Origin of the sequence: Streptomyces sp. NPDC059989 (genome assembly GCF_042736975.1) — a bacterium.
Lineage (GTDB): Bacteria > Actinomycetota > Actinomycetes > Streptomycetales > Streptomycetaceae > Streptomyces.
Window position 1 is genome coordinate 41,764 of the sequence record NZ_JBHWUO010000009.1, and the last position, 21,730, is coordinate 63,493.

A 21,730-nucleotide genomic window follows, 5' to 3' on the forward strand; every position below is an offset into this window, starting at 1 on the left:
GCAAATCTTGTACCTCCTCTGTATCTCGGCTGGATCGCCGCCCCTTGTGGCACAGGACACACGGAGGAGCCGGGAACCGATCCGGCCCTCCGCCCGACTGACTGCGCGTTCGGGGTGTGTGGCGCCGGGGGAAGGGAGAGGCCTGTGGCGGCGAATGCGGCGCCATCGGGGAAGGACGTCCGGGCGGGCCGGCGGCTGACCGCGCTGCTCACCTGCGCCATGGCCTTCTCGATGCTCCAGCTGTTCCTGCTCGGAGCGCTCGGACCGCGCCTGGTCGACGAGTTGGGGCTGTCGCCCACGCTGCTCGGGCTCACGACGACCATCGGTTTCGGTACCGCGGCCGTGCTGTCGCCGGCCGGCGGCCGGATCGTGGACCGGGTGGGCCCACGGCGCTCGCTCGTCGCCCTGCTGCTGGTGTCGGCCGCCGCGCTCGCGCTGATCGGGGCCGCGCCCGGTCCGGGTCTGCTGCTGGGCGCGGTCGCACTGGGCGGTGTACCGCAGGCGCTGGCCAACCCGGCGACGAACAAGGCCGTGCTGGCCGCCGTCCCGCCGGCCCGGCGGGGTGCGGTGACCGGCATGAAGCAGTCCGGTGTCCAACTGGGGGCCTTCGCCGCCGGGTTGCCGCTCACGGCCCTCGCGGGCGGGCTCGGCTGGCGCGGCGCGGTGTGGACGGCGGCCGGTGCGGCGCTGTCGGCCGGGCTGTGGGCGCAGCGCGCGCTGCCGGCCGACCCTCCGCCGCCGCCCGCGGGCTCCCGTACCCCGCTGGTCCCGCGCGGAGCGGTGGCCTGGCTGGCCGTCTTCTCGCTGTTCCTGGGCGGGGGGATCGCCTCGGTCAACACCTACCTGGCGCTGTTCGGCGTACGGGAGTTGGGCATGGGGCCGACGGCGGCAGGCGCCCTGGTCGCCGTACTGGGCGTGACGGGGATCGCCGGCCGGGTGGGCTGGGCGGAGGCGGCCCGGCCGGGGCGCGCCGAGTGGCTGCCGGGATGGCTGGCGGGCGGCGCCGTGGGCGCTGCCCTGCTGCTGGCGGCCGCGGTGGTCGTGGGCCCGCTGGTGTGGGCCGGTGCCGTCGCCGTGGGGGTCTTCGCCGTAGCCGGCAACGCCGTGACGATGGTGCTCGTCATGCAGCGGGCCGCGCCCGGTCGGGCGGGCCAGGACTCGGCGCTCGTCGCCGCGGGGTTCTTCGCCGGCTTCGCGGTGGGACCGCCACTGTTCGGGCGGCTCGCGGAGCGCGGCGCCTACGGATCGGGCTGGCTGCTGGTGGCGGCGGAGTTCGCGGCCGCCGGCGCGGTCGCCTTCGTCTGGGCCGTACGGGACCGGCGCCCACGGCCGGGGCGGCCGGCGTGAGGACCGAGGAGTGGGCCGGCCGGGCCCTGGCGGCGGTGCTCGAACGGGTCGCGGTGACCCGGGCGGAGGTGGGCGCCCGGTTCCCCCTCTACGCCGATCCCGGCGACGGGCGGTGGACGACGACCGGCCGTGGCTCGTGGACCGGCGGGTTCTGGGCCGGACTGCTGTGGCTGCGGGCCCGGTACACCGGCGCCGAGGCGGACCGGCGGGCGGCCGCCGCGCGCACGGCGCGGCTGGCGCCGTGGGCCGACGCGGACACCGCGACCCGGGGCCTGATCCTCTGGTACGGGACCGTCCTGGCCGGGGACGACCCCGACGCCGCGGCCCTGCGGGAACGGGCCGCCCGCGCCTGCCTGGCGGCCCACGACCCCGAGCTCGGCCTGGTGCCCTGGGGCGCCGCCCTGGGCGGGCCCCGCCTGCTCGCCCGCGTGGACGCAGTGCCGGGCATGGTGCCGCTGCTGGCCGGGGCCGGACCGGAGGGAGCCGCCGTGGCCGCGGCCCATCTGCACCGGCACCTCGACCTCTGCCTCGACGGCCGCCCGGCGCGGCCGGCCTGGCGGTTCGCCGAGGACACCGGATGGCAGCCGTGCGAGGACCCGCCGGCGGGCTGGACCCGCGGCCGGGCCTGGCTGCTGCTGGCGCTCGCCGACGCGCTGCTGCTCCCCGAGGTCGCCGCGCACCGGCCCGGCCGGCTCGCCGAGGCGGAGGAACGCCTCCTCTCGTACGGGGAGTTCCTGGCCGGAAGACGCGTCCCGCCGGCCGACTCGACCCGGCCGGACGGCCCCCTCGACACCTCGGCCGCCGCGATCACCGCGGTCGCCCTGCTGAAACTCGCCCGCGTGCCGGGGCCGCGGGCGGCGCGGTGCTCGTACCGCGCGGTGGCCGTGCTGGAGCGCCTCACCGAAGCCCATCTCTCCGGCGGGGGGATGCTCCTCGACGGCTGCTACGACGCCGGCCGGGGCCTGGCCACCCGGCACGAACTCGTCTGGGGGGACTTCTTCCTGGCCCTCGGGCTGGCCGCCCTCACCGGTCTCGTCGACGTCACCCGCGTGTAGGTGCCGTTCACCCGTACCCGCGCAGGACGCGGCGGGCCACGGAGGTGATGTGCAGCTCGTCCGGGCCGTCGAGGAGCCGGGCGGCGCGGCCGCCGCGGAAGAGCGCGGGCAGGGCGGTGTCGGGGCCGAGGCCGGCGGCGCCGTGGACCTGGATGGCGGAGTCCGTGACCTGCTGGAGCATCCGCGCGGCGGCGACCTTCGCGAGCCCCACCTCGGTGTGGGCGTCCTGGCCGGCGGCGATCAGGGCCACCGCCTCGTGGACCAGCGGTCGGGTGGTCCGCAGCGCGAGCAGGGCGTCGAAGACGTGCTGCTGGACCAGCTGGTGGCCGGCGAGCGGTCCGCGCGATCCGCTGCGGGTGGCGGCCCGCTCGCACATGAGGTCGAAGGCGCGCTGGGCCTGGCCGAGCCAGCGCAGGCAGCGCAGGGTGCGGCCCAGCTGGAGCCGCTCGCCCGCGATGGCCACGGCCGCACCGGGCTCGCCGATCAAGTGGTCGGCCGGTACCGCGACCGCGTCGAGAGCGATCTCGTACTGGCCCGACGCGCCGAACACGGGGAGTTCGCGCACGACGCGGAAGCCGGCGGAGGCGGTGGGTACGAGCAGCAGGGACAGCCCCCCGCGATCGCCGGCGGACCCGCCGGTCCGGGCCAGTACGGTCACCAGGTCGGCGTCCGCGGCCCCGGAGGTGAACCACTTGCGGCCGGTGACCCGCCAGCTGCCGTCCACCCGGCGCTCGGCCCGGGTCCCGGTCAGGAAGGGGTCGGTGCCGGGGTTGTCGGGTTCGGTCATCGCGTAGCAGGTACGGATCTCCCCGGCGACCAGACGCGCGAGGTACTCCGCACGGACGCGGGGCCCGCCGTGGCGCGCGAGCATCGTGACATCGAGCAGGGGAGCCGAGCCGAGCGCGGCCGGGCCGTGGTCGCTGGCGCCCTCGGCCTCGGCCAGCGCGGCGTACTCCGGCAAGGACAGGCCGCCGCCGCCCAGTTCCGAGGGGAGCGGCAGCGCCCACAGCCCTACCGTCCGGGCGTGGTCGCGCAGTTCGCGCCGGGCGTTGGCCGCCGCTGCCCCGCCCGCGTCCAGCACCGGCTCGTACGGGATCACCCGGCTGCGGAGGAACTGCGTGATTCGCTCCCTCAACTCCCCTGTGTTCATTGCCTGTTGGGCTATCCCGGTGTGGATCGTGCCTCGATCTGCCACTGCTCTTCTCCAGATTTCCGGGAACCCATGGGAACGGCTGTCCGACTGTCTGTCCGTGGAACCAGTCGGGCACGGACGCCCCACGGTTCCCGCACGGAACGAACCCGGGCGCCGGTCACCGCCGCCCCAGGAGAGGAGAGGCATGGCGTCACCAGCAACCACGCAGACGGTCGGGCCGCTCGACACACTGCGCTTCGACGCCTCGGGGCCGCCGCAGATCGCGGGCGTCGTCGCCGACCACCTGCGGCTGCTCGGCGCACGAACGGAAGGCGCCGCCGGTCACGGAGACGCGGCCGCCGGGCACATCGCCCTCACCGGCGACGGCTTCGCACCCGCCCACGCGGTCACCGGCTGGGGCTCCCCGGCCGGGGAGCCCGTGAACGGCCTCGCCGACGAGGCCACCGTGCAGGCCGCGACCGGCGTCATGGCCGTGCACGGCCGCCGCGACGGCGTCCCGCGCGGCCTGGCCGCCGACTACACGGCCACCGCCACCGCCGTCCTCACCGTCCAGGGACTGCTGGCCGGTCTGGTCGGCCAGGCCCGCGGCGGCACGGCCTCCCGCCAGGTGACGACCGGAGCGGACCGGGCCGGGCTGCTCACCGTGTCCCAGTACTTCGCCGCCACCGGCGCCGACGAGGGGGAGGCGGCCGAACTCGCCCCCGGCGGGCCGCCCTTCACCTCAGCCGAGGGCCTGCTCTTCGAGCTGGAGACCCTCGACCCGGGCGACTGGGCCGCCTTCTGGCGGGCCCTGAAGGCGCCCGCCGACGCGATACGGGCCGGCTGGCGCCCCTTCCAGTTCCGCTACGCCACCGCCTGCGCCCCCTTCCCCGCGGCCCTCCACGCCGTGACGCGAGCCCATCCCCTGGAGCGGATCCGCAGGGCCGCCGCCCACTCCGGCGCCGAGGTCTGCGTCCTGCGCACCCTCGCCGAGCGGGCCGCCGAGCACGACGGCGCCGCCCCGTGGTCCCTGCGCCTGCTCGAACCACGGCTCCTCGAACCGCGCCACCCCGAACCCGGACCCGAGCCCGAACCCGCACGCGGCTCCGCGGACCGCACATCCGGCCCGACGCCCGCCCGGCCACTGGCCGGACTCACGGTGCTGGAAGCGGGCCGCCGCATCCAAGCACCCCTCGCTGCCCACCTGTTGGGCCTGCTGGGCGCCGACGTCATACGGATCGAACCGCCGGGCGGCGATCCGCTGCGCGGCATGCCGCCGGCCTGCTCCGGCATCTCCGCCCGCTGGCTCGCCCTCAACCGGGGCAAGCAGGCCGTCGAGATCGACATCAAGACGGCCGCCGACCGGCGCCGCCTGAGGGAGATGGCCGCCGGGGCCGATGTGTTCCTCCACAACTGGGCCCCGGGCAAGGCCTCCGAGCTCGGTCTCGACGCCGACGACCTCGCGCGGGTCAATCCCGCGCTCGTCTACGCCTACACGAGCGGCTGGGCCGACCGGCTCGACGACGCCCCCATGGGCACCGACTTCATGGTCCAGGCCCGCACCGGAGTCGGCGAGGCCGTCCGCCCCCAAGGCGAGCCCCCGGCCCCCTCGTTGATGACCCTGCTCGACGTACTCGGCGGCCTGCACGGCGCCGAGGCGGTCCTTGCGGGCCTGCTGCTGAGGGCCCGCACCGGGCACGGCGTACGCGTGGACTCCTCCCTGCTCGGCGCGGCCGACACCCTGACCGCCCCCGCCCTGCGGCGGGCGGCCCGCGGCGAGCACCCCCGCCGCCCGGCCGGCTTTCGGCATCCCCAGCGCACGGCCGACGGCTGGATCGCCCCGACCGACGCGTGCGCGGCCGCGGCCACCGCCTACGACCTGCGCGAACTGTCCACCGAGGACGCCCTGTCGCAGCTCCGCAGCCACGGTCTGGCCGCCACCGCCGTCACCACCGACCTCGCCGCTCTGCACCACGACCCGCGCTTCGCCGGCTCGATCAGCCGCGACGCCCACGGTGCTCCTGCCGTTCCCGACCCCTGGAGCTTCAGATGACCGTCGAACTGCACGACCTGCTGCCCGCCCGACTCCGCCGCTCCTGGGTGGTCGACGGCACCTGCCCCGACCTCGACCTCTACAGCCTCTTCCGGGCGCGCCAGATCGCCGACCTGCACCACACGGCCGTCATCGACGCCAAGGGCGCGCTCTGTTACACCGCGCTGGACCGCAAGGTGCGATGTCTGGCCGCCGGCCTCCAGGAGCTCGGCATACGCCCGGGCGACGTGGTCGGCGTCCAACTCCCCAACCAGCGGGGCGCCGTGATCGCCGACCTGGCACTGGCCGCCCTCGGGGCGGTCGCCCTGCCCTTCCCCGTCGGCCGGGGCACCCTGGAGGCCGAGGGCCTGCTGCGCCGCGCCGAGGCCGTCGCCGTCATCGCCGCGATCGAACACCGCGGCGCGCACCACGCCGCCGACCTGCACGCCCTGGCCCCCGCGCTGCCCGCCCTGCGCCACGTGATCGCGGCCGGGCCCGGGACGGCCCCCGAGGGTACGGTTCCGCTCTCCGGGCTGCTGCGCTCGGACGCGACCGCCTTCGTACCGGCCCGCCCCGACCCGGACAGCGCGGCGCGGATCCTGGTGTCCTCCGGTTCCGAGGCCGAGCCGAAGATGGTCGCGTACTCCCACAACGCGCTCGCCGGCGGCCGCGGCAACTTCCTCGCCTCCCTGATGCCCGACGGGGCCGCACCGCGCTGCCTGTTCCTGGTGCCGCTGGCCTCCGCCTTCGGCTCCAACGGGACGGCCGTCACCCTGGCCCGGCACGGCGGCACGCTCGTCCTGCTCGACCACTTCACCCCCGAGGCGGCCCTGGCGGCCGTACGGGAGCACGCGCCCACGCACATCCTGGGCGTGCCGACGATGGTGCGGATGATGCTCGACCGGCTCGACGCCGACGGGGAAGCCCTGCCCGCCCCCACCGCCCTGATCCTGGGCGGGTCGGCCCTCGACGAGACCACGGCCAAGGACGCCGCCCGCGCCTTCGGTTGCCCGGTCGTGAACCTGTACGGCTCGGCCGACGGGGTCAACTGCCACACCGGCCTCGGCGGCGACATCCCGCCGGCCGACGGCCTGGGCGTCGTCGCGGGACGGCCCGACCCCCGGGTCGCGGACATCCGCATCGCCGACACCGAGACGCGCGCGCCGCTGCCGCAGGGCTCGGTCGGCGAGATCATCGCGCGCGGCCCGATGACCCCGCTGTGCTACGTGGCCTCCCCGGAGCTCGACGCCCGCTACCGCACGCCCGACGGCTGGGTCCGTACGGGAGACCTGGGCTTCCTCGACGCGGACGGTACCCTCCACGTCGTCGGACGGCTCAAGGACATCGTCATCCGCGGCGGCGCCAACATCAGCCCCGCCGAGGTCGAACGGGAACTGGCCTCCCACCCGCTGGTCCGCGACGTGGTGTGCGTGGGAGTGCCGGACCCGGTGATGGGGGAGCGGCTCGCGGCGTGCGTGGTCCCCCGCGCGGGGCGGGCGCCCATGCTGGACGGGCTCTGCGCGCACCTCACGGCGCGGGGGCTGGAACGGCGCAAGCACCCCGAGCGGCTCCTCCTGGTCGGGGAACTCCCGCTGACACCGGCCGGCAAGCCCGACCGCGCGGCCCTGCGCGCCCGCCTGACCGAGGCCCCGCTCGCACAGGCCGGATGACGGGCGGGACATGAAGGAGGGGCCCGGCGGCGCCATGCCGCCGGGCCCCTGCGCCGCGCGGTCAGGACGCCATGGCCTTCTTCAGCTCGGCGGCCGCGTTGCGGTAGACGGCGAGCAGGTCGAGGTCGTCGCCCGGGTAGTTGACGATCTTCACCTGCCTGGCGCCGGAGTCGGGCAGGACGGTTCCCGTCGACATGTGGGCGTTGTCCAGGACCAGCGCGGGCTTCTTCTTGGAGAGCTCCGCGAGCTGGGCGGGCGTGACCGCCTCGGGCCCGTACGTGCCGACCGTGGTCGCGCCCGCGAGCTTCGCCGACCAGGCCGTGAAGACCTGCGCGACGGCCGTCGGGCTCTGCCCGCCGGGCCAGGCCCCCTTCAGCTCCCCGGACAGCTTGGCGTACTCCGTGTCGAAGCCGGACTTCCACGTCTTCGCGGCGTCCTCGGTGCCGAACAGCTCGCCCAGCCGGGCCACTTCGGCGCCGGCCTTGTCGGGGTCGTTGTCGAGGTTCACCTCCACCAGCTTCGCCTTGGAGCCCGCCGCCTCCTTGATCTTCGCGGCGTACGGTTCGAAGGGCGCGTACAGCACGAAGTCGGCCTTGGCGACGGCGGCGAGGTCGGAGGGCTTCGGGTCGTAGTCGGGCGCGTGGTGCACGGACGAGGGCACGATCACCTTCACGTCCTCGGCGCCGGCGGCCTTGGCGAAGGCGCCCTCCCAGCTGGTGGTGACGACCACGACCGGTTTCCCGCCGTGCGGGTGCCCGTCCTTGCCGTTTCCGGCCGCCGGGTCGCCGTGGCCGTCGCCGTCGCTGCCGTTGCCGCAGCCGGTCAGCAGGGCCACGGCCAGCGCCGAGCTCAGTGCGAGGAGGGAAGCGATGCGGACGCGGGTGCGCGCCATGAGCTGGTTCTCCGTTCGGGGAGGGGGATGAGGTGGACGGCGAGGACGACGGCCCCCGCGGTCAGGACGAGGACCGGCCCGGGCGGCCAGTCCAGCCAGAGGGCGATCAGGAACCCGGTCAGGTTCACGGCGATGCCGATGCCGACCGCCCACAGGGTGATCGACTTCAGTGAGGTGCCGAGACGGCGGGCCGCGAGCGCGGGCAGCAGCGTCAGGGCGTCGACGAGGAGGGCGCCCGTGAGCTTGATGGCCCCGGCGACCGAGACGGCGACCAGCACGAGCAGTACGAGGGTCAGCCCGCGCACGGCGACGCCCGAACACTGGGCGAGTTCCCGGTCGTACAGCAGCAGGGCCACGTCCCGGCGCCGCCACCAGAACAGGCCGGGCACGGCGAAGGCGAGGACCCCGAGGACGACCAGGTCCGCGGTCCCGACGGACAGGATCGACCCCCACAGCAGGGCGAAGGCCCCGGAGGCGTTGACCCCCGACACGGCCAGTACCAGCAGCGCGGCCGCGATGGCCAGGCTCATCAGCAGGCCCATCGCCCCGGACAGGCCGTCGGGGGTGCGCGCCAGAGGGGCCACCCCCGCACCGGACAGGGCGCACGCGACGAGCGCGCACAGCATCGGGTCCAGCCCGGTGAGCAGACCGACGGCGATGCCCAGCAGCGCGACGTGCATCATCGCGAAGCGCACCGGCATGATGTCCAGCCCGACGATCACCACGCCGATCACCGGCAGCCCGACCGCCGCCAGCAGCAGGGCGATCCCCGCCCGCTGCACCGGCGCCAGCCGGAGCAGTTCACCGACGTCCGCGGCCAGGATCACCGGACCTCCCGCAGCCGTCCGGCGGCCATCTCCAGGACCCGGTCGCACCGCTGCGCGAGCGCCCGGTCGTGGGTGACCACCACCAGGGTGACGGGCAGGTCGGCCAGGACGTCGGCCGCCTCCTCCTGCCCCTGGAAGTCCAGCGCCGCGGTGGGCTCGTCGGCGAGCAGCACCCCGGCCCCCGCGGCCACCGAGCCGATGGCCCGCGCCAGGTACATGCGCTGCAACTGGCCCCCGGACAGGGTGTGCAGCGGCCGCCCGGCCAGCCCCCTTACGCCCAGCCGCTCGGCCGCCTCCCCGGCCTCGACCGGGGCCGAGCTGCTGGCCAGCAGCTCGGCGCCCAGCAGTGGGAACCGGCCGGCCGCCGGCTTCTGCGGAATCCAGGCACAGGCCCGCCGCCGCCAGGCCCACTCGGCCGCAGTACCGGTACCGCGCCCGCCGACCTCGATGCTGCCGGTCATGTGCCGGTGCAGCCCGAGGACGGCGCGCAGCAGGGTGGACTTGCCCGAGCCGTTGGTCCCGGTCAGGGCCACCCGCTCGCCGGCCGCGATCTCCAGATCGACCCCGGCGACGGCCTCCACCCGGCCGTGACGGCAGGCGACCTCCCGCATGCGTATGTCCAGCCCGCCCATCCGTCCCTCTCCGCCTCACGTGTGCCCGGGGACGTCCGGATCCTTCGTTCGCGGACCGTCCCCGCCATGAGTCGGATGAGCGCTGCTCCTGGTTCCCGGGACCGGTGCCAGGGTGCCCGGGATTCGGGCCGGACGCGCCGGGAAGAGCGCGCACGGAGCTCTTCCCGGCGCGGTCGGTCAGCCGGAGGCCAGCTCCGACCGGACCGTGTGGGCCGCGGCGACCAGGTGCTCCAGGGAGGCCCTGGTCTCGGGCCAGCCGCGGGTCTTCAGCCCGCAGTCGGGGTTGACCCACAGCCGCTCGGCCGGGATCGCCTGGAGTCCCTTGCGCAGCAGGGCCGCCGCCTCGTCGGCCGAGGGGACGCGGGGCGAGTGGATGTCCCACACGCCGGGGCCGACCTCGCGCGGGTAGCCCGCACCCGCGAGTTCGTCCGCCACCTGCATGTGGGAGCGGGCGGCCTCCAGGCTGATGACGTCGGCGTCGAGGTCGTCGATGGCCTGGAGGATGTCGCCGAACTCGGCGTAGCACATGTGCGTGTGGATCTGCGTCTCCGGCCGGACCCCGCTCGTGGTGAGGCGGAACGATTCGGTGGCCCAGGCCAGGTACTCCGCGTGCCCGTCCGCCCGCAGCGGGAGGGTCTCGCGCAGGGCCGGCTCGTCCACCTGGATCACCGAAGTCCCGGCCGCCTCCAGGTCGTTCACCTCGTCGCGCAGGGCGAGGGCGACCTGGCGCGCGGTGTCGCCGAGCGGCTGGTCGTCGCGTACGAAGGACCAGGCGAGCATGGTGACCGGGCCGGTGAGCATGCCCTTGACGGGACGGCCCGTCTGCGCCTGGGCGTACGCCGTCCAGCGCACGGTCATCGGGTCGGGACGGGAGATGTCGCCGGCGAGGACCGGCGGGCGGACGTAGCGCGTCCCGTACGACTGGACCCAGCCGTGCTGGGTGGCCAGGTAGCCGCTCAGCTGCTCGGCGAAGTACTGGACCATGTCGTTGCGTTCGGGCTCGCCGTGCACGAGCACGTCGATGCCCGCCTTCTCCTGGAAGGCGAGGACCTCGCGGATCTCGGTCTTGATGCGCTCCTCGTAGCCGTCCGTGTCGATGCGTCCGGCGCGCAGGTCGGCGCGGGCGGTGCGCAGTTCCGGGGTCTGCGGGAAGGAGCCGATCGTGGTGGTGGGCAGCGGGGGCAGGCCGAGGTGCGCCCGCTGGGCGGTGGCCCGGTCGGCGTAGGGCTGCGGACGGCGGGCATCGGCCGCGGTGGTCGCGGCGGCGCGGGCCCGTACGGCCGGGTCGTGGGTGATCGCCGAGCGCGCGCGGGAGGCCAGGTCGGCCCGGTTGGCGGCGAGTTCGGCCGCGATGGCGTCGGTGCCGCCGGCCAGGCCGCGGGCCAGGGTGGTGATCTCGGCGGTCTTCTGCCGGGCGAAGGCCAGCCAGCGGCGGACCTGCGGGTCGATGTCCCGTTCGGCGGCGGCGTCCAGGGGGACGTGCAGCAGGGAGCAGGACGCGGCGACGTCCACGCGGTCGGCGAGGCCCAGCAGCGTGCCCAGCGTGGCGAGGGACTTCGCGTAGTCGTTGATCCAGATGTTGCGGCCGTTGACCACGCCCGCGACCAGGCGCTTGCCGGGCAGGCCCCCCACGGCGGCGAGATCGGCGAGGTTGCCGGCGGCCCGCTCGGTGAAGTCCAGCGCCAGGCCCTCGACGGGCGCCTTGGCGAGCACCGGCAGGGCGTCGCCCAGCCGGTCGAAGTACGAGCCGACCAGCAGCTTGGGCCGGTCGGTGAGCGCGCCGAGCTCCCGGTAGGCGCGGGCCGCGGCCCCCAGGTCGGCCGGGGTCCGGTCCTGGACGAGGGCGGGCTCGTCCAGCTGCACCCACTCGGCGCCGGCGGCCCGCAGATCGGCGAGCACCTGTGCGTAGACGGGCAGCAGCCGGTCGAGCAGGGTCAGCGGCTCGAAGCCGGGGGCGACGCCCGGCGCCGGCTTGGCCAGCAGCAGGTAGGTGATCGGGCCGACGAGCACGGGCCGGGCGGTCAGCCCGAGCGCGCGGGCCTCGCGCAGCTCCGCGACCTGCTTGGCGGAGTCGGCGGTGAAGACGGTGTCGGGGCCGAGTTCGGGGACGAGGTAGTGGTAGTTGGTGTCGAACCACTTGGTCATCTCCAGCGGCGCCACGTCCTGGGTGCCGCGGGCCATCGCGAAGTAGCCGTCGAGGGCGTCGGCGGCGACCGCCGCCCGGTGCCGGGCGGGGACGGCGCCGACCATCACGCTGGTGTCCAGCACGTGGTCGTAGTACGAGAAGTCGCCGGTCGGAACCTCGGTGATGCCGGCCTCGGCCAGCTGGGCCCAGTTGGCCCGGCGCAGGTCGCGGGCGGTCTCCCGGAGGGTTTCCGCGGTGACACGGCCCTTCCAGTAGCCCTCGATCGCCTTCTTCAGTTCGCGGTTCTGACCCTGGCGGGGGTAGCCGTACACGGTGGCCTGTACTGCCGCGGCTGCGGACTGGGTGGTCACGGAACTCTCCTTCGCGAGCGTGTATCCATGGACCCGGTGGGGGCCGAAGGCGCGAAGGGTGCCGGAACGGGCGGACCGCCGGGACCGCGTACCAGGGGTACGCGACGGAGGCTCCGCCTGAGGTGCACGCCGACCCGCCCACGAGGTCACCGGGAAACCGGGCGCGGTCGATCGCGCTCGGGCAACGGGCAGGTCTTCGGACTCGTGGGCACGCCTGCCACTCGGGCAGACACCTACTGGCCGTCGCTTCCCAGACCCGTCCGGGTCCAGTGCGTATGACGGCGGTCGTTCCCACTCACCGCTGCGGGGCAGTCCCGGATTCCCACCGGGTTCCCTCTTACGACGCATCCCGCCTGGCGGACGGGGGCGAACCAGCTGCGTTCGCAAGCCTACCCGCTGTACGTGTGGAAACCACGACCCGATTTCCGGCCCAACAGCCCCGCCTGCACCATCCGCTGGAGCAGCGGCGGCGGGGCGTACAGCGGCTCCTTGAACTCCTCGTACATCGACCCGGCGATGGCGGCGACCGTGTCCAGGCCGATCAGGTCCGCGAGCTTGAGCGGGCCCATGGGGTGGGCGCAGCCGAGTTCCATGCCCGCGTCGATGTCGGCGGGCGTGGCGTATCCGGATTCGGCCATGCGGACGGCCGAGAGCAGATAGGGGACGAGGAGGCTGTTCACGACGAAGCCGGCCCGGTCCCGGGAGTGGATCGCGGTCTTGCCCAGCGCGTCGCGGACGAAGGACTCCACCGCCCGCACGGTCCGCGCCGAGGTGTGCAGCGAGGAGACGATCTCCACGAGGGGCAGGACGGGGACCGGGTTGAAGAAGTGCAGGCCCACGACCCGGTCGGCGCGGCCGGTGGCCATGCCCAGGCGCATGATCGGGATGGCGGAGGTGTTGGAGGCGAGGACGGCCTCCGGGTCCTCGACGATCTTGTCGAGTGCGGTGAAGAGCTCCGTCTTGGCCCCGGCGTTCTCGGTGACGGCCTCGATGACGAGGCGGCGGTCCGCGAGTTCGTCGAGGCTGCTGGTGAAGACGAGGCGGGCGAGGGCGTCCTCGGCGGAGAGGCGGTCGAGCTTCCCGCGCTGGACGGCCCGTTCCAGGGACGTCGCGACGCGTTCGCGGGCCGCCCGGGCGGCGGGGGCGTCGGCCTCGCAGACGAGGGTGTCGAGCCCGGCGAGGGCGCACACCTCGGCGATGCCGGCGCCCATCTGGCCGCCTCCGACGACTCCGACCCGGCTGAGGGGGATGGTCACGAGCGGGCCTCCGTACGGCGGACGAGGTGGCGGGCGTAGGCCCCGGGGGTGAAGAAGGACGGCAGGAGGGGGCCGAGGGCGGTCTCCTCCAGGATCCGGCGGGCCTCGGCCACCAGGGCGTCGGGCTGTTCCGCCGCGAGCGCGGCGCACTCGGCGTCGAGGAGGCCGAGGACGTCCTCGCGGGTGATGACGCGGTGGCGCACCCACTGCCAGAGCTGCACCCGGGCGATCTCGGCCGTGGCCGCGTCCTCCATCAGCCCGTACAGGGCGACCGCGCCGTGTCCGCGCAGCCAGGCGTCGAAGTACCGCAGCGCCACGGCCACGTTGGCGCGTACGCCCTCCGGTGTCGGCGGGCCGCTGATCCGGCGCACCGAGAGCAGGTCGCAGGCCCGGACTTCGACGTCGTCGCGGGTGCGGTCCAGCTGGTGCGGCCGGTCGCCGAGTACCGCGTCGAAGGCGGTCCGGCAGACCGGGACCAGGCCGGGGTGGGCCACCCAGGAGCCGTCGAAGCCGTCCTCGGCCTCCCGCTCCTTGTCCAGCCGGACCCTGGCCAGGGCGGCCTCGTGGGCGGCCGGGTCCTTGCCGGGGACGTGGGCGGCCATGCCGCCGATGGCGTGGGCGCCGCGCTTGTGGCAGGTGCGGACGAGGAGTTCGCCGTACGCCCGCATGAAGGGGGCGGTCATGGTGACCTTGGCCCGGTCGGGGAGCAGGAAGTCCGTGCGGTGCGCGAAGGTCTTGATCAGGCTGAAGAGGTAGTCCCAGCGGCCGGCGTTGAGGCCCGAGCTGTGCTCGCGCAGCTCGTAGAGGATCTCTTCCATCTCGAACGCGGCGGTGATCGTCTCGATGAGGACGGTGGCGCGGACCGTGCCCCGGGGGATGCCGAGCAGGTCCTGGGCGAGGACGAAGATGTCGTTCCAGAGGCGGGCCTCGTACCGGTTCTCCAGCTTGGGGAGGTAGAAGTACGGGCCGTGGCCGGCGTCGATCTGCCGCTGGGCGCAGTGGAAGAAGTACAGGCCGAAGTCCACCAGCGAAGCGGGAACGGGACGGCCGTCGATCTCCAGGTGCTCCTCCAGGAGGTGCCAGCCGCGGGGGCGGACCACGATCGTGGCGAGGTCCTGCCCGAGCCGGTACTCCTTGCCCTCGGGGGTGGTGAAGTCGATGCGCCGGTCGATCGCGTCCCGCAGGTTCAGCTGGCCGCCGATCACGTTCTCCCAGGTGGGCGCGGTGGCGTCCTCGAAGTCCGCCATCCACACCCGCGCACCGGAGTTGAGGGCGTTGACGGTCATCCGGCGGTCGGGCGGGCCGGTGATCTCGACCCGGCGGTCGGTCAGGCCCGGCGCCGGAGGCGCCACCCGCCAGGAGGGAACGGCGCGGACGGTCGAGGTGGCGATGGGGAAGTCGAGCGGAGTGCCCGAGGCCAGGTTGGCCGCCCGGCGGCGGCGCTCCTTGAAGAGCTCCAGCCGGCGCTCGCCGAAGGCGGCGTCGAGACGGCCGATGAACTCCAGCGCCTCGGGGGTGAGGATCTCCTCGTGACGGTCGCCCGGTGCGCCGAGGACCTGGACACGGCGGGTCAGTGCGTGGGTGGACATGCGGTCTCCTGAGGGAGAGGGCGGTCGCGGAAGGGGCGGGGGCCGGACCGGGACGGTGGTCCGGCCCCCGCCGGGTCGGTACCGGTGGACGGCGCCCGTGCTAGTGGAACTGCTCCTCCTCGGTGGAGCCGGCGAGCGCGGTGGTGGAGGAGGCGGGGTTGACGGCGGTGGAGACGAGGTCGAAGTAGCCGGTGCCGACCTCGCGCTGGTGCTTGACTGCGGTGAACCCGTGCTCCTGGGCGGCGAACTCGCGCTCCTGGAGGTCGACGTACGCGGTCATGCCGTGCTCGGCGTAGCCGCGGGCGAGGTCGAACATGCCGTGGTTGAGGGAGTGGAAGCCGGCCAGGGTGATGAACTGGAAGCGGTAGCCCATCGCGCTCAGCTCGCGCTGGAACTTGGCGATCTGGTCGTCGTCCAGGGCGGCCTTCCAGTTGAAGGAGGGCGAGCAGTTGTAGGCGAGCATCTGGTCGGGGTACCGCGCGTGGATCGCCTCGGCGAACTCGCGGGCCTGGTCGAGGTCCGGGGTGCCGGTCTCCACCCAGATGAGGTCGGCGTACGGGGCGTAGGCGAGGCCGCGGGCGATGACCGGGGCCATGCCGTTCTCGACGCGGTAGAAGCCTTCGGCGGTGCGCTCGCCGGTCACGAACCGCGCGTCGCGCTCGTCCACGTCGCTGGTGATCAGGTTGGCGGCGAGGGCGTCCGTCCGCGCGATGATCAGGGTCGGGACGTCGGCGATGTCCGCGGCCAGGCGGGCCGCGTTGAGGGTGCGCACGTGCTGGGAGGTGGGGACGAGGACCTTGCCGCCGAGGTGGCCGCACTTCTTCTCGGAGGCGAGCTGGTCCTCGTAGTGGATGCCGGCCGCGCCCGCCGCGATCATGGCCTTGGTGAGCTCGAAGGCGTTGAGCGGGCCGCCGAAACCGGCCTCGGCGTCCGCGACGATCGGCGCCAGCCAGTCCGTCCCCCCATCGATCGAACCTGTCGTGCCGCCCTCGGCGGTGGCGATCTGGTCGGCGCGCAGCAGGGCGTTGTTGATCCGGCGGACCACCTGGGGGACGGAGTTGACCGGGTAGAGGCTCTGGTCCGGGTAGGTGTGGCCCGCCTGGTTGGCATCGGCGGCGACCTGCCAGCCGGAGAGGTAGATGGCCTGGAGGCCGGCCCGTACCTGCTGCACGGCCTGGCCGCCGGTCAGCGCGCCGAGGGCGTGGATGTAGTCCTGCTCGTGCAGCTGCCGCCACAGCCGCTCGGCGCCGCGCCGGGCCAGGGTGTGCTCCTCACGGACGCTGCCGGAGAGCCGCACCACGTCGTCGGCGCCGTGGGTCCGCTCGATGCCCGCCCAGCGGGGATCGGTCGCCCACCGCTGCGCGAGGTCCGCCGCTGCTGCCGTCGTCTCTGCCTGAGCCATGACGTCACCGTCTCCAAGAGTCGTAAAAGGTGCCAACGAATGGCACTTCGTGCCGTGGAATGGGGTGCGGCCGCCGGATCCCGCCCGCTTCGGTCGCCGGTTCCGGCGGCCCGCAGCACGACTCTCCCAGCGGCACCCAGTGCCAACAACCGTGGACGGATGCCAACTTCTGCGAATCTTCGGAAGCGGTTTTGCCAATCTTGCCAAGGCCGGAGCGGCGGGATCCTCGCGTAGGCTGACGGCTGTCCGGACGGGCAGGGGCGAAGCGGCGAGGGGGCGAGGGGCGCGGTGAGCAAGACCTACGCGGGAGCGCGGCTGCGGCGGCTGCGCGAGGAGCGGCGGATGAGCCAGGCGGACCTGGCCCGGGTGCTCGCCATCTCCCCCAGCTACCTCAACCAGATGGAGCACGACTCGCGGCCGCTGACCGTGCCGGTGCTGCTGCGGCTGACGGAGGCCTTCGGCGTCGACCCCGGCTTCTTCTCGGAGCGCGACGCGAGCCGGCTGGTGGCGGACCTGCGCGAAGCCCTCGCCGGAGAGGTCGCCGAGGCCCGGGTGTCCCCCTCCGACCTCGCCGAACTCGCCTCCCGGATGCCCGCCGTGGCCCAGGTGCTGCTCGACCTGGGCCGTCGGAGCCAGCTGCTCGCCGAGCGGCTGTCGGACGCCGCGGAGAGCCGGGACGCCCTCGCGGGCGCGCCCCGCTCGCCCCACGAGGAGATCCGCGAGTTCTTCTACCGCCGCCAGAACTACCTGCACGAGGTCGACCTCGCCGCCGAGGAGCTCGCGCGCGGGATCGGCATCCGGCCGGGCGATGTCCTGCACGCCCTCTCCCGGCGGCTGACGGAGCGCCATCAGGTGCGGATCACCTCCGACACCGAACGGCTCCACCACTACGATCCCGCTGCCCGGGTCCTGCACCTCTCGGCCCGGCTGCGACCGGGCCAGCAGGCGTTCCGGATGGCCACCCAGCTGGCCCTCCTGGAGTACGGCGACGAGCTGGACCGGCTGGCCGCGGAGGACTTCCCGGCCGGCTCCACCGCGCACTCCCTGGCCCGGATCGGGATCGCCAACTACTTCGCCGCCGCGCTGATCCTCCCGTACCGCGCCTTCCACACGGCCGCCGAGGAGTACCGGTACGACATCGAGCGCCTCACCGACCACTTCGGCCTCGGCTACGAGACCGTCTGCCACCGCCTGAGCACCCTCCAGCGGCCCCGGCTGCGCGGGGTCCCGTTCTCCTTCGTCCGCGTGGACCGGGCCGGGAACATGTCCAAGCGGCAGTCGGCCACCGGATTCCACTTCTCCCGGGCCGGCGGCACCTGCCCGCTCTGGAACGTGTACGAGGCCTTCGCCGCGCCCGGCCGGATCCACGTCCAGGTCGCCTCCATGCCCGACGGGCAGCGGTACCTGTGGACCGCCCGCGCCGTCACCCGCCATCGCGGCGGCTGGGGCGAACCGGGCAAGACCTTCGCCATCGGCCTCGGGTGCGAGATCCGGCACGCCGCGCGCCTCGTCTACTCCGACGGCCTCGACCTCGACAACACCGCCGCCGCCACCCCCATCGGCATGGGCTGCCGGCTGTGCGAGCGCCTCGACTGCCCGCAGCGCGCGGTGCCCCCGCTGGGCCTGCCCCTGGCCGTCGACGAGAACTCCAGCACCTTCGTCCCGTACCGGATCGACGGCCAAGCGCGGTAACCCGACTGCCTGTTGAATGGGGTGATCACCTCTCTGACCAGAGACGAAGGAGTCACCGCTCGTGATCGTGATCGCCCACCTCAGCGATGTCCATCTCGACGGCGGCACGCGGGCCGCCGACCGCACCCGCGCCGTCATGGAGTACCTCGACAGCCTGCCCCACGACCTGGACGCCGTACTGGTGAGCGGGGACATAGCCGACCACGCCGCCCCCGCCGAATACGAGGAGGCCGCCAAACTGCTGCGCTCGCGGCACCCGTTGGTCGTCTGCCCCGGCAACCACGACGAGCGGACCGCCTTCCGGCAGGGGCTGCTCGGGGAGGGGGCCGCCGCGACCGCCGCGCCGGTCGACCAGGTGCTGCGCGGGGACGGCTTCGTCCTCGCGGTGTGCGACTCGTCCGTCCCCGGCCAGGACCACGGACTGCTGGAGGAATCCACCCTCGACTGGCTGGACGGCGTACTGGCCGACACTCCGCGGGAGACCCCCGTCCTGGTCGCCTTCCACCACCCACCGGTCCCGCTGCACACCCCGTACGTGGACGAGATCCGGCAGTTCGGCGAGGAGCGGCTGGCGGCCCTGGCCGAGCGCCACCCGCACCTCACGGCCTTCCTGTGCGGGCACGCCCACACCGCGGCCGCGACCACCTTCGCGGGTCGGCCGCTGCTGGTGGCGCCGGGCGTGGTCTCCACCCTGCGGCTCCCGTGGGAGATCCAGTCGGCGCCCGACCACCACGTCCACCTCGACGAGCCGCCCGCCATTGCCTTCCATGTCCTGGGCGAGGACGGCCGGTTGACGACCCACTACCGGGTGGTCGTCGCCCCCCGGTAGCCGCTGCCGTCCCGGATCCGGGCGGCCCCTCGGTCTCGGAAAAGTGACGGTCGTTCATCTTACTGAGTGGTAGTTCCCGCCAGTACCCTCCCCGTGACCGGTTCCTGCCCCCCACGGAGGAGCACGCATGCGACGTCCCACCGCACGTATGAGAACCGTTGTGGCCGCCGGGATCCTCGCCCTCGGCGCCGCGCTGCTTTCCCCCCTCGCCCCCGCGGCCGTCGCCGCGGACCCCGTACCGCTCCCCATCGCCGACTACTGCGGCGGCCGGTGCTCGGACATCCTGCCGCCCGGCCAGAACGGCAACGCCACCCTCGCCCAGATCCTGCTGCACAAGGCCTTCGGCACGATGCCCGCGCACGCCTCCGACCAACTCGCCCGCTACGACTCCCTGGTGGCCGGCTACCCCGGCCTCACCGACGCCAAGGTCAACGACTTCTTCAACGACGCCTCCTTCGGCGTCCCCGGCGACCAGGTCGAATCCACCGCCAGCCCGCGCCCCGACGTCACCATCACCCGCGACAAGAAGACCGGCGTCCCCCACATCAAGGGCACCACCCGCTACGGCACTTCCTTCGGCGCGGGCTACGCCGCCGCCCAGGACCGCCTCTGGCAGATGGACCTCTTCCGGCACGTCGGCCGCGGAGACCTGACCCCCTTCGCGGGCGGCGCCCTCGCCAACCAGGGCCTGGAGCAGCAGTTCTGGCCGCAGGCCCCGTACACCGAGGCCGACCTCCAGGCCCAGGTGGACCGGATCCGCACCACCGAGGGCGAGCGCGGCCGCCTCGCGATGGAGGACGCGCAGGCCTACGTCGACGGCATCAACCTCTACCGCACCCAGTCCAAGAACGGCCGCTACTTCCCCGGCGAGTACGTCCTCACCGGCCACATCGACTCGATCACCAACGCGGGCGAGATCCAGCCCTTCAAGATCACCGACCTGATCGCCCTCGCCTCCGTGGTCGGCGGCCTGTTCGGCGGCGGAGGCGGCGGCGAGGTGCAGGCCGCGCTGTCCCTGCTGTCCGCGCAGCAGAAGTACGGCCTGGAGGAGGGCACCCGGGTCTGGGAGTCCTTCCGTCAGCGCAACGACGCCGAGGCCGTGCTCACAGTCCACGACGGCACGGGCTTCCCGTACGCCCAGAAGCCCGCGAACCCGCAGGGCACCGCCCTCCCGGACGCCGGTTCCGTCGTCCCCGAGCAGCTCGTGTACGACCGTACGGGCGCGGCGACGGCCAAGGAGGCCCTCGACCCGCCCAAACCCGTCAAGCAGAGCATGTCCAACGCCCTGCTCGTCTCCGGAGCCCACACCGCGAACGGCCACCCGGTCGCCGTCTTCGGCCCGCAGACCGGCTACCTCGCCCCTCAACTCCTCATGCTCCAGGAGCTCCAGGGCCCGGGCATCAGCGCCCGCGGCGCCTCCTTCGCGGGCGTCAGCATGTACGTCCAGCTCGGCCGCGGCCAGGACTACGCCTGGAGCGCCACCTCCGCCGGCCAGGACATCACCGACACCTTCGCCGTCGAGCTCTGCGAGCCGGGCGGCGGGGCGCCCACCACCTCCAGTTCCGCGTACCTCTACCGCGGGACCTGCACCCCGATGGAGAAGCTGGAGCACACCAACGCCTGGAAGAAGTCCGTCGCCGACCCGACCCCCGACGGCTCCTACCGCATGCAGGTCTGGCGCACGCACTACGGAATCGTCACCCACCGGGCCACCGTCGCCGGCAAACCCGTCGCCTACACCGCGCTGCGCTCCACCTACCGCCACGAGGCCGACTCGATCATCGGCTTCCAGATGCTGAACGACCCCTCGTACGTCAAGGACGCCCGCACCTTCCAGCAGGCGGTGCAGCACATCGGCTACGCCTTCAACTGGTTCTACGCCGACGCGCGCGAAGCGGCGTACTACAACAGCGGGTTGAACCCGGTCCGCGCGGCGGGGGTCGACGCGGCCCTGCCCGTGCACGCCCGGCAGAGCCACGAGTGGCAGGGCTTCGACCCGACCGCGAACACCGCCGCCTACACCCCGCCCGCCGAACACCCGCAGTCCATCGGGCAGGACTACTACATCAGTTGGAACAACAAGCAGGCCAAGGACTACAGCGCCGCCGGCTTCGGGATGGGCGCCGTCCACCGCGGCGACCTCCTCGACCGGCGCGTCAAGCCGCTCGTCGCGGCCGGCGGGGTCACCCGGGCCAAGCTCACCCAGGCGATGGCCGAGGCCGCGGTCACCGACCTGCGCGCCGAGAACCTGCTGCCCGAGCTGCTGGCCGTCCTGCGCAGCGCACCGGCCGGCGATCCGGCGGTGAGCGCGGCGATCGACAAGCTGGCCGCGTGGCAGGCGAGCGGCGTGCAGCGCAAGGAGACCGCCAAGGGGTCGAAGACGTACGCGCACGCGGACGCCGTCCGGATCATGGACGCCTGGTGGCCGCTGCTGGTCGAGGCCGAGTTCAAGCCCGGCCTCGGCGCCCCGCTCTACGACGCCCTGCGGGCCTCGCTGACCGTCGACGAAGCGCCCAACGCGGGCCACGGGCCCACTGGTTCGCATGCCGGGTCGGCCTTCCAGTACGGCTGGTGGAGCTACGTGGACGAGGACCTGCGCATGGTGCTGGGGCAGCCGGTGGCCGATCCGCCGGCCCGCGTGTACTGCGGCGGCGGCTCCCTCGCCGCCTGCCGTGACGCGATGGCCGCCACCCTGAAGCAGGCCGCGGCCGCCACCCCCGCGGCCGTGTACCCGGCCGACGGGATCTGCGCGGCCGGCAACCAGTGGTGCGCGGACGCGATCGTCCAGCGGCCCGTCGGCGGCCTCGCCCATCCGCAGATCAACTGGCAGAACCGGCCCACCTACCAGCAGGTGGTGGAGTTCCCGGCCCACCGCTGAC

Annotated in this window: 15 protein-coding genes and 1 riboswitch; of the genes, 7 read left to right on the forward strand and 8 right to left on the reverse strand. The window is 74.1% G+C overall.

The features are described from left to right. The first annotated feature begins 219 nt into the window (after positions 1-219). Positions 220-1,347, forward strand: a complete 1,128-nt coding sequence (locus ACFWBN_RS10335) for an MFS transporter (RefSeq protein ID WP_385174055.1) — start codon at positions 220-222, stop codon at positions 1,345-1,347. Next, positions 1,344-2,402 (forward strand): sugar ABC transporter permease, encoded by a 1,059-nt coding sequence (locus tag ACFWBN_RS10340; RefSeq protein WP_385173611.1) that lies wholly within the window; start codon positions 1,344-1,346, stop codon positions 2,400-2,402. The genes ACFWBN_RS10335 and ACFWBN_RS10340 overlap by 4 nt, the downstream gene beginning before the upstream one ends. A 7-nt stretch (positions 2,403-2,409) precedes the next feature. Here ACFWBN_RS10340 and ACFWBN_RS10345 read toward each other — a convergent pair whose 3' ends face one another. Next, on the reverse strand, positions 2,410-3,552 hold the full coding sequence (locus ACFWBN_RS10345; protein ID WP_385173614.1) for an acyl-CoA dehydrogenase family protein: 1,143 nt from the start codon (positions 3,550-3,552) through the stop codon (positions 2,410-2,412). Between the two features lie 187 nt (positions 3,553-3,739). Here ACFWBN_RS10345 and ACFWBN_RS10350 point away from each other — a divergent pair, with 187 nt between their 5' ends. Together ACFWBN_RS10350 and ACFWBN_RS10355 are read left to right on the forward strand one after the other, a co-directional pair. Continuing rightward, positions 3,740-5,587 (forward strand): CoA transferase, encoded by a 1,848-nt coding sequence (locus ACFWBN_RS10350; protein ID WP_385173617.1) that lies wholly within the window; start codon positions 3,740-3,742, stop codon positions 5,585-5,587. Beyond that, on the forward strand, positions 5,584-7,236 hold the full coding sequence (locus ACFWBN_RS10355) for a class I adenylate-forming enzyme family protein (RefSeq protein ID WP_385173620.1): 1,653 nt from the start codon (positions 5,584-5,586) through the stop codon (positions 7,234-7,236). The genes ACFWBN_RS10350 and ACFWBN_RS10355 overlap by 4 nt, the downstream gene beginning before the upstream one ends. A gap of 61 nt (positions 7,237-7,297) precedes the next feature. Here the strand turns inward: ACFWBN_RS10355 and ACFWBN_RS10360 are convergent, their stop codons facing one another. The 7 genes from ACFWBN_RS10360 to aceA form a co-directional block, all read right to left on the reverse strand. Beyond that, positions 7,298-8,128 (reverse strand): metal ABC transporter solute-binding protein, Zn/Mn family, encoded by an 831-nt coding sequence (locus tag ACFWBN_RS10360; RefSeq protein ID WP_385173623.1) that lies wholly within the window; start codon positions 8,126-8,128, stop codon positions 7,298-7,300. Further along, the gene (locus ACFWBN_RS10365; protein ID WP_385173626.1) at positions 8,086-8,955 is read right to left on the reverse strand and encodes a metal ABC transporter permease; all 870 of its coding nucleotides are present in this window, start codon (positions 8,953-8,955) and stop codon (positions 8,086-8,088) included. Before ACFWBN_RS10365 ends, ACFWBN_RS10360 begins: the two co-directional genes overlap by 43 nt. Continuing rightward, a complete protein-coding gene (locus tag ACFWBN_RS10370) occupies positions 8,952-9,587 on the reverse strand; it encodes a metal ABC transporter ATP-binding protein (protein WP_385173630.1) in 636 nt (211 codons plus the stop codon). The genes ACFWBN_RS10365 and ACFWBN_RS10370 overlap by 4 nt, the downstream gene beginning before the upstream one ends. 177 nt (positions 9,588-9,764) lie before the next feature. Continuing rightward, positions 9,765-12,083, reverse strand: a complete 2,319-nt coding sequence (metE, locus tag ACFWBN_RS10375; protein WP_385173632.1) for a 5-methyltetrahydropteroyltriglutamate--homocysteine S-methyltransferase — start codon at positions 12,081-12,083, stop codon at positions 9,765-9,767. 169 nt (positions 12,084-12,252) lie between these two features. Beyond that, a riboswitch (cobalamin riboswitch) is annotated at positions 12,253-12,474 on the reverse strand. Continuing rightward, positions 12,473-13,339: a 3-hydroxybutyryl-CoA dehydrogenase gene (locus tag ACFWBN_RS10380; protein ID WP_385173635.1), complete on the reverse strand. Its 867-nt coding sequence runs from the start codon at positions 13,337-13,339 to the stop codon at positions 12,473-12,475. Its footprint overlaps the riboswitch before it by 2 nt. Beyond that, positions 13,336-14,928, reverse strand: coding sequence for a malate synthase A (aceB, locus tag ACFWBN_RS10385; protein WP_385173638.1), 1,593 nt, complete (start codon positions 14,926-14,928; stop codon positions 13,336-13,338). Before aceB ends, ACFWBN_RS10380 begins: the two co-directional genes overlap by 4 nt. 100 nt (positions 14,929-15,028) lie before the next feature. After that, on the reverse strand, positions 15,029-16,330 hold the full coding sequence (gene aceA / locus ACFWBN_RS10390) for an isocitrate lyase (RefSeq protein WP_385173641.1): 1,302 nt from the start codon (positions 16,328-16,330) through the stop codon (positions 15,029-15,031). A 288-nt stretch (positions 16,331-16,618) separates the two neighbouring features. Between aceA and ACFWBN_RS10395 the strand changes: the two genes are divergently transcribed. The 3 genes from ACFWBN_RS10395 (at position 16,619) to ACFWBN_RS10405 (ending at position 21,729) form a co-directional block, all read left to right on the forward strand. Further along, positions 16,619-18,022: a short-chain fatty acyl-CoA regulator family protein gene (locus ACFWBN_RS10395; RefSeq protein WP_385173644.1), complete on the forward strand. Its 1,404-nt coding sequence runs from the start codon at positions 16,619-16,621 to the stop codon at positions 18,020-18,022. Positions 18,023-18,083: 61 nt separating this feature from the next. Further along, positions 18,084-18,851 carry a metallophosphoesterase gene (locus ACFWBN_RS10400; RefSeq protein WP_385173646.1) on the forward strand — a complete coding sequence of 256 codons (768 nt, stop codon included), beginning with the start codon at positions 18,084-18,086 and terminating at the stop codon, positions 18,849-18,851. A gap of 127 nt (positions 18,852-18,978) precedes the next feature. After that, complete coding sequence (locus tag ACFWBN_RS10405) at positions 18,979-21,729, forward strand: penicillin acylase family protein (RefSeq protein ID WP_385173649.1); 2,751 nt, start codon at positions 18,979-18,981, stop codon at positions 21,727-21,729. Position 21,730: the final 1 nt, after the last annotated feature.

Bases quoted from the DNA above. Each gene is read 5' to 3' on its own strand.
- ACFWBN_RS10335 (WP_385174055.1), top strand. From the start codon at position 220: ATGGCCTTCTCGATGCTCCAGCTGTTCCTGCTCGGAGCGCTCGGACCG.
- ACFWBN_RS10345 (WP_385173614.1), bottom strand. From the start codon at position 3,552: ATGAACACAGGGGAGTTGAGGGAGCGAATCACGCAGTTCCTCCGCAGC.
- ACFWBN_RS10350 (WP_385173617.1), top strand. From the start codon at position 3,740: ATGGCGTCACCAGCAACCACGCAGACGGTCGGGCCGCTCGACACACTG.
- ACFWBN_RS10355 (WP_385173620.1), top strand. From the start codon at position 5,584: ATGACCGTCGAACTGCACGACCTGCTGCCCGCCCGACTCCGCCGCTCC.
- ACFWBN_RS10360 (WP_385173623.1), bottom strand. From the start codon at position 8,128: ATGGCGCGCACCCGCGTCCGCATCGCTTCCCTCCTCGCACTGAGCTCG.
- ACFWBN_RS10370 (WP_385173630.1), bottom strand. From the start codon at position 9,587: ATGGGCGGGCTGGACATACGCATGCGGGAGGTCGCCTGCCGTCACGGC.
- aceB (WP_385173638.1), bottom strand. From the start codon at position 14,928: ATGTCCACCCACGCACTGACCCGCCGTGTCCAGGTCCTCGGCGCACCG.
- aceA (WP_385173641.1), bottom strand. From the start codon at position 16,330: ATGGCTCAGGCAGAGACGACGGCAGCAGCGGCGGACCTCGCGCAGCGG.
- ACFWBN_RS10405 (WP_385173649.1), top strand. From the start codon at position 18,979: ATGCGACGTCCCACCGCACGTATGAGAACCGTTGTGGCCGCCGGGATC.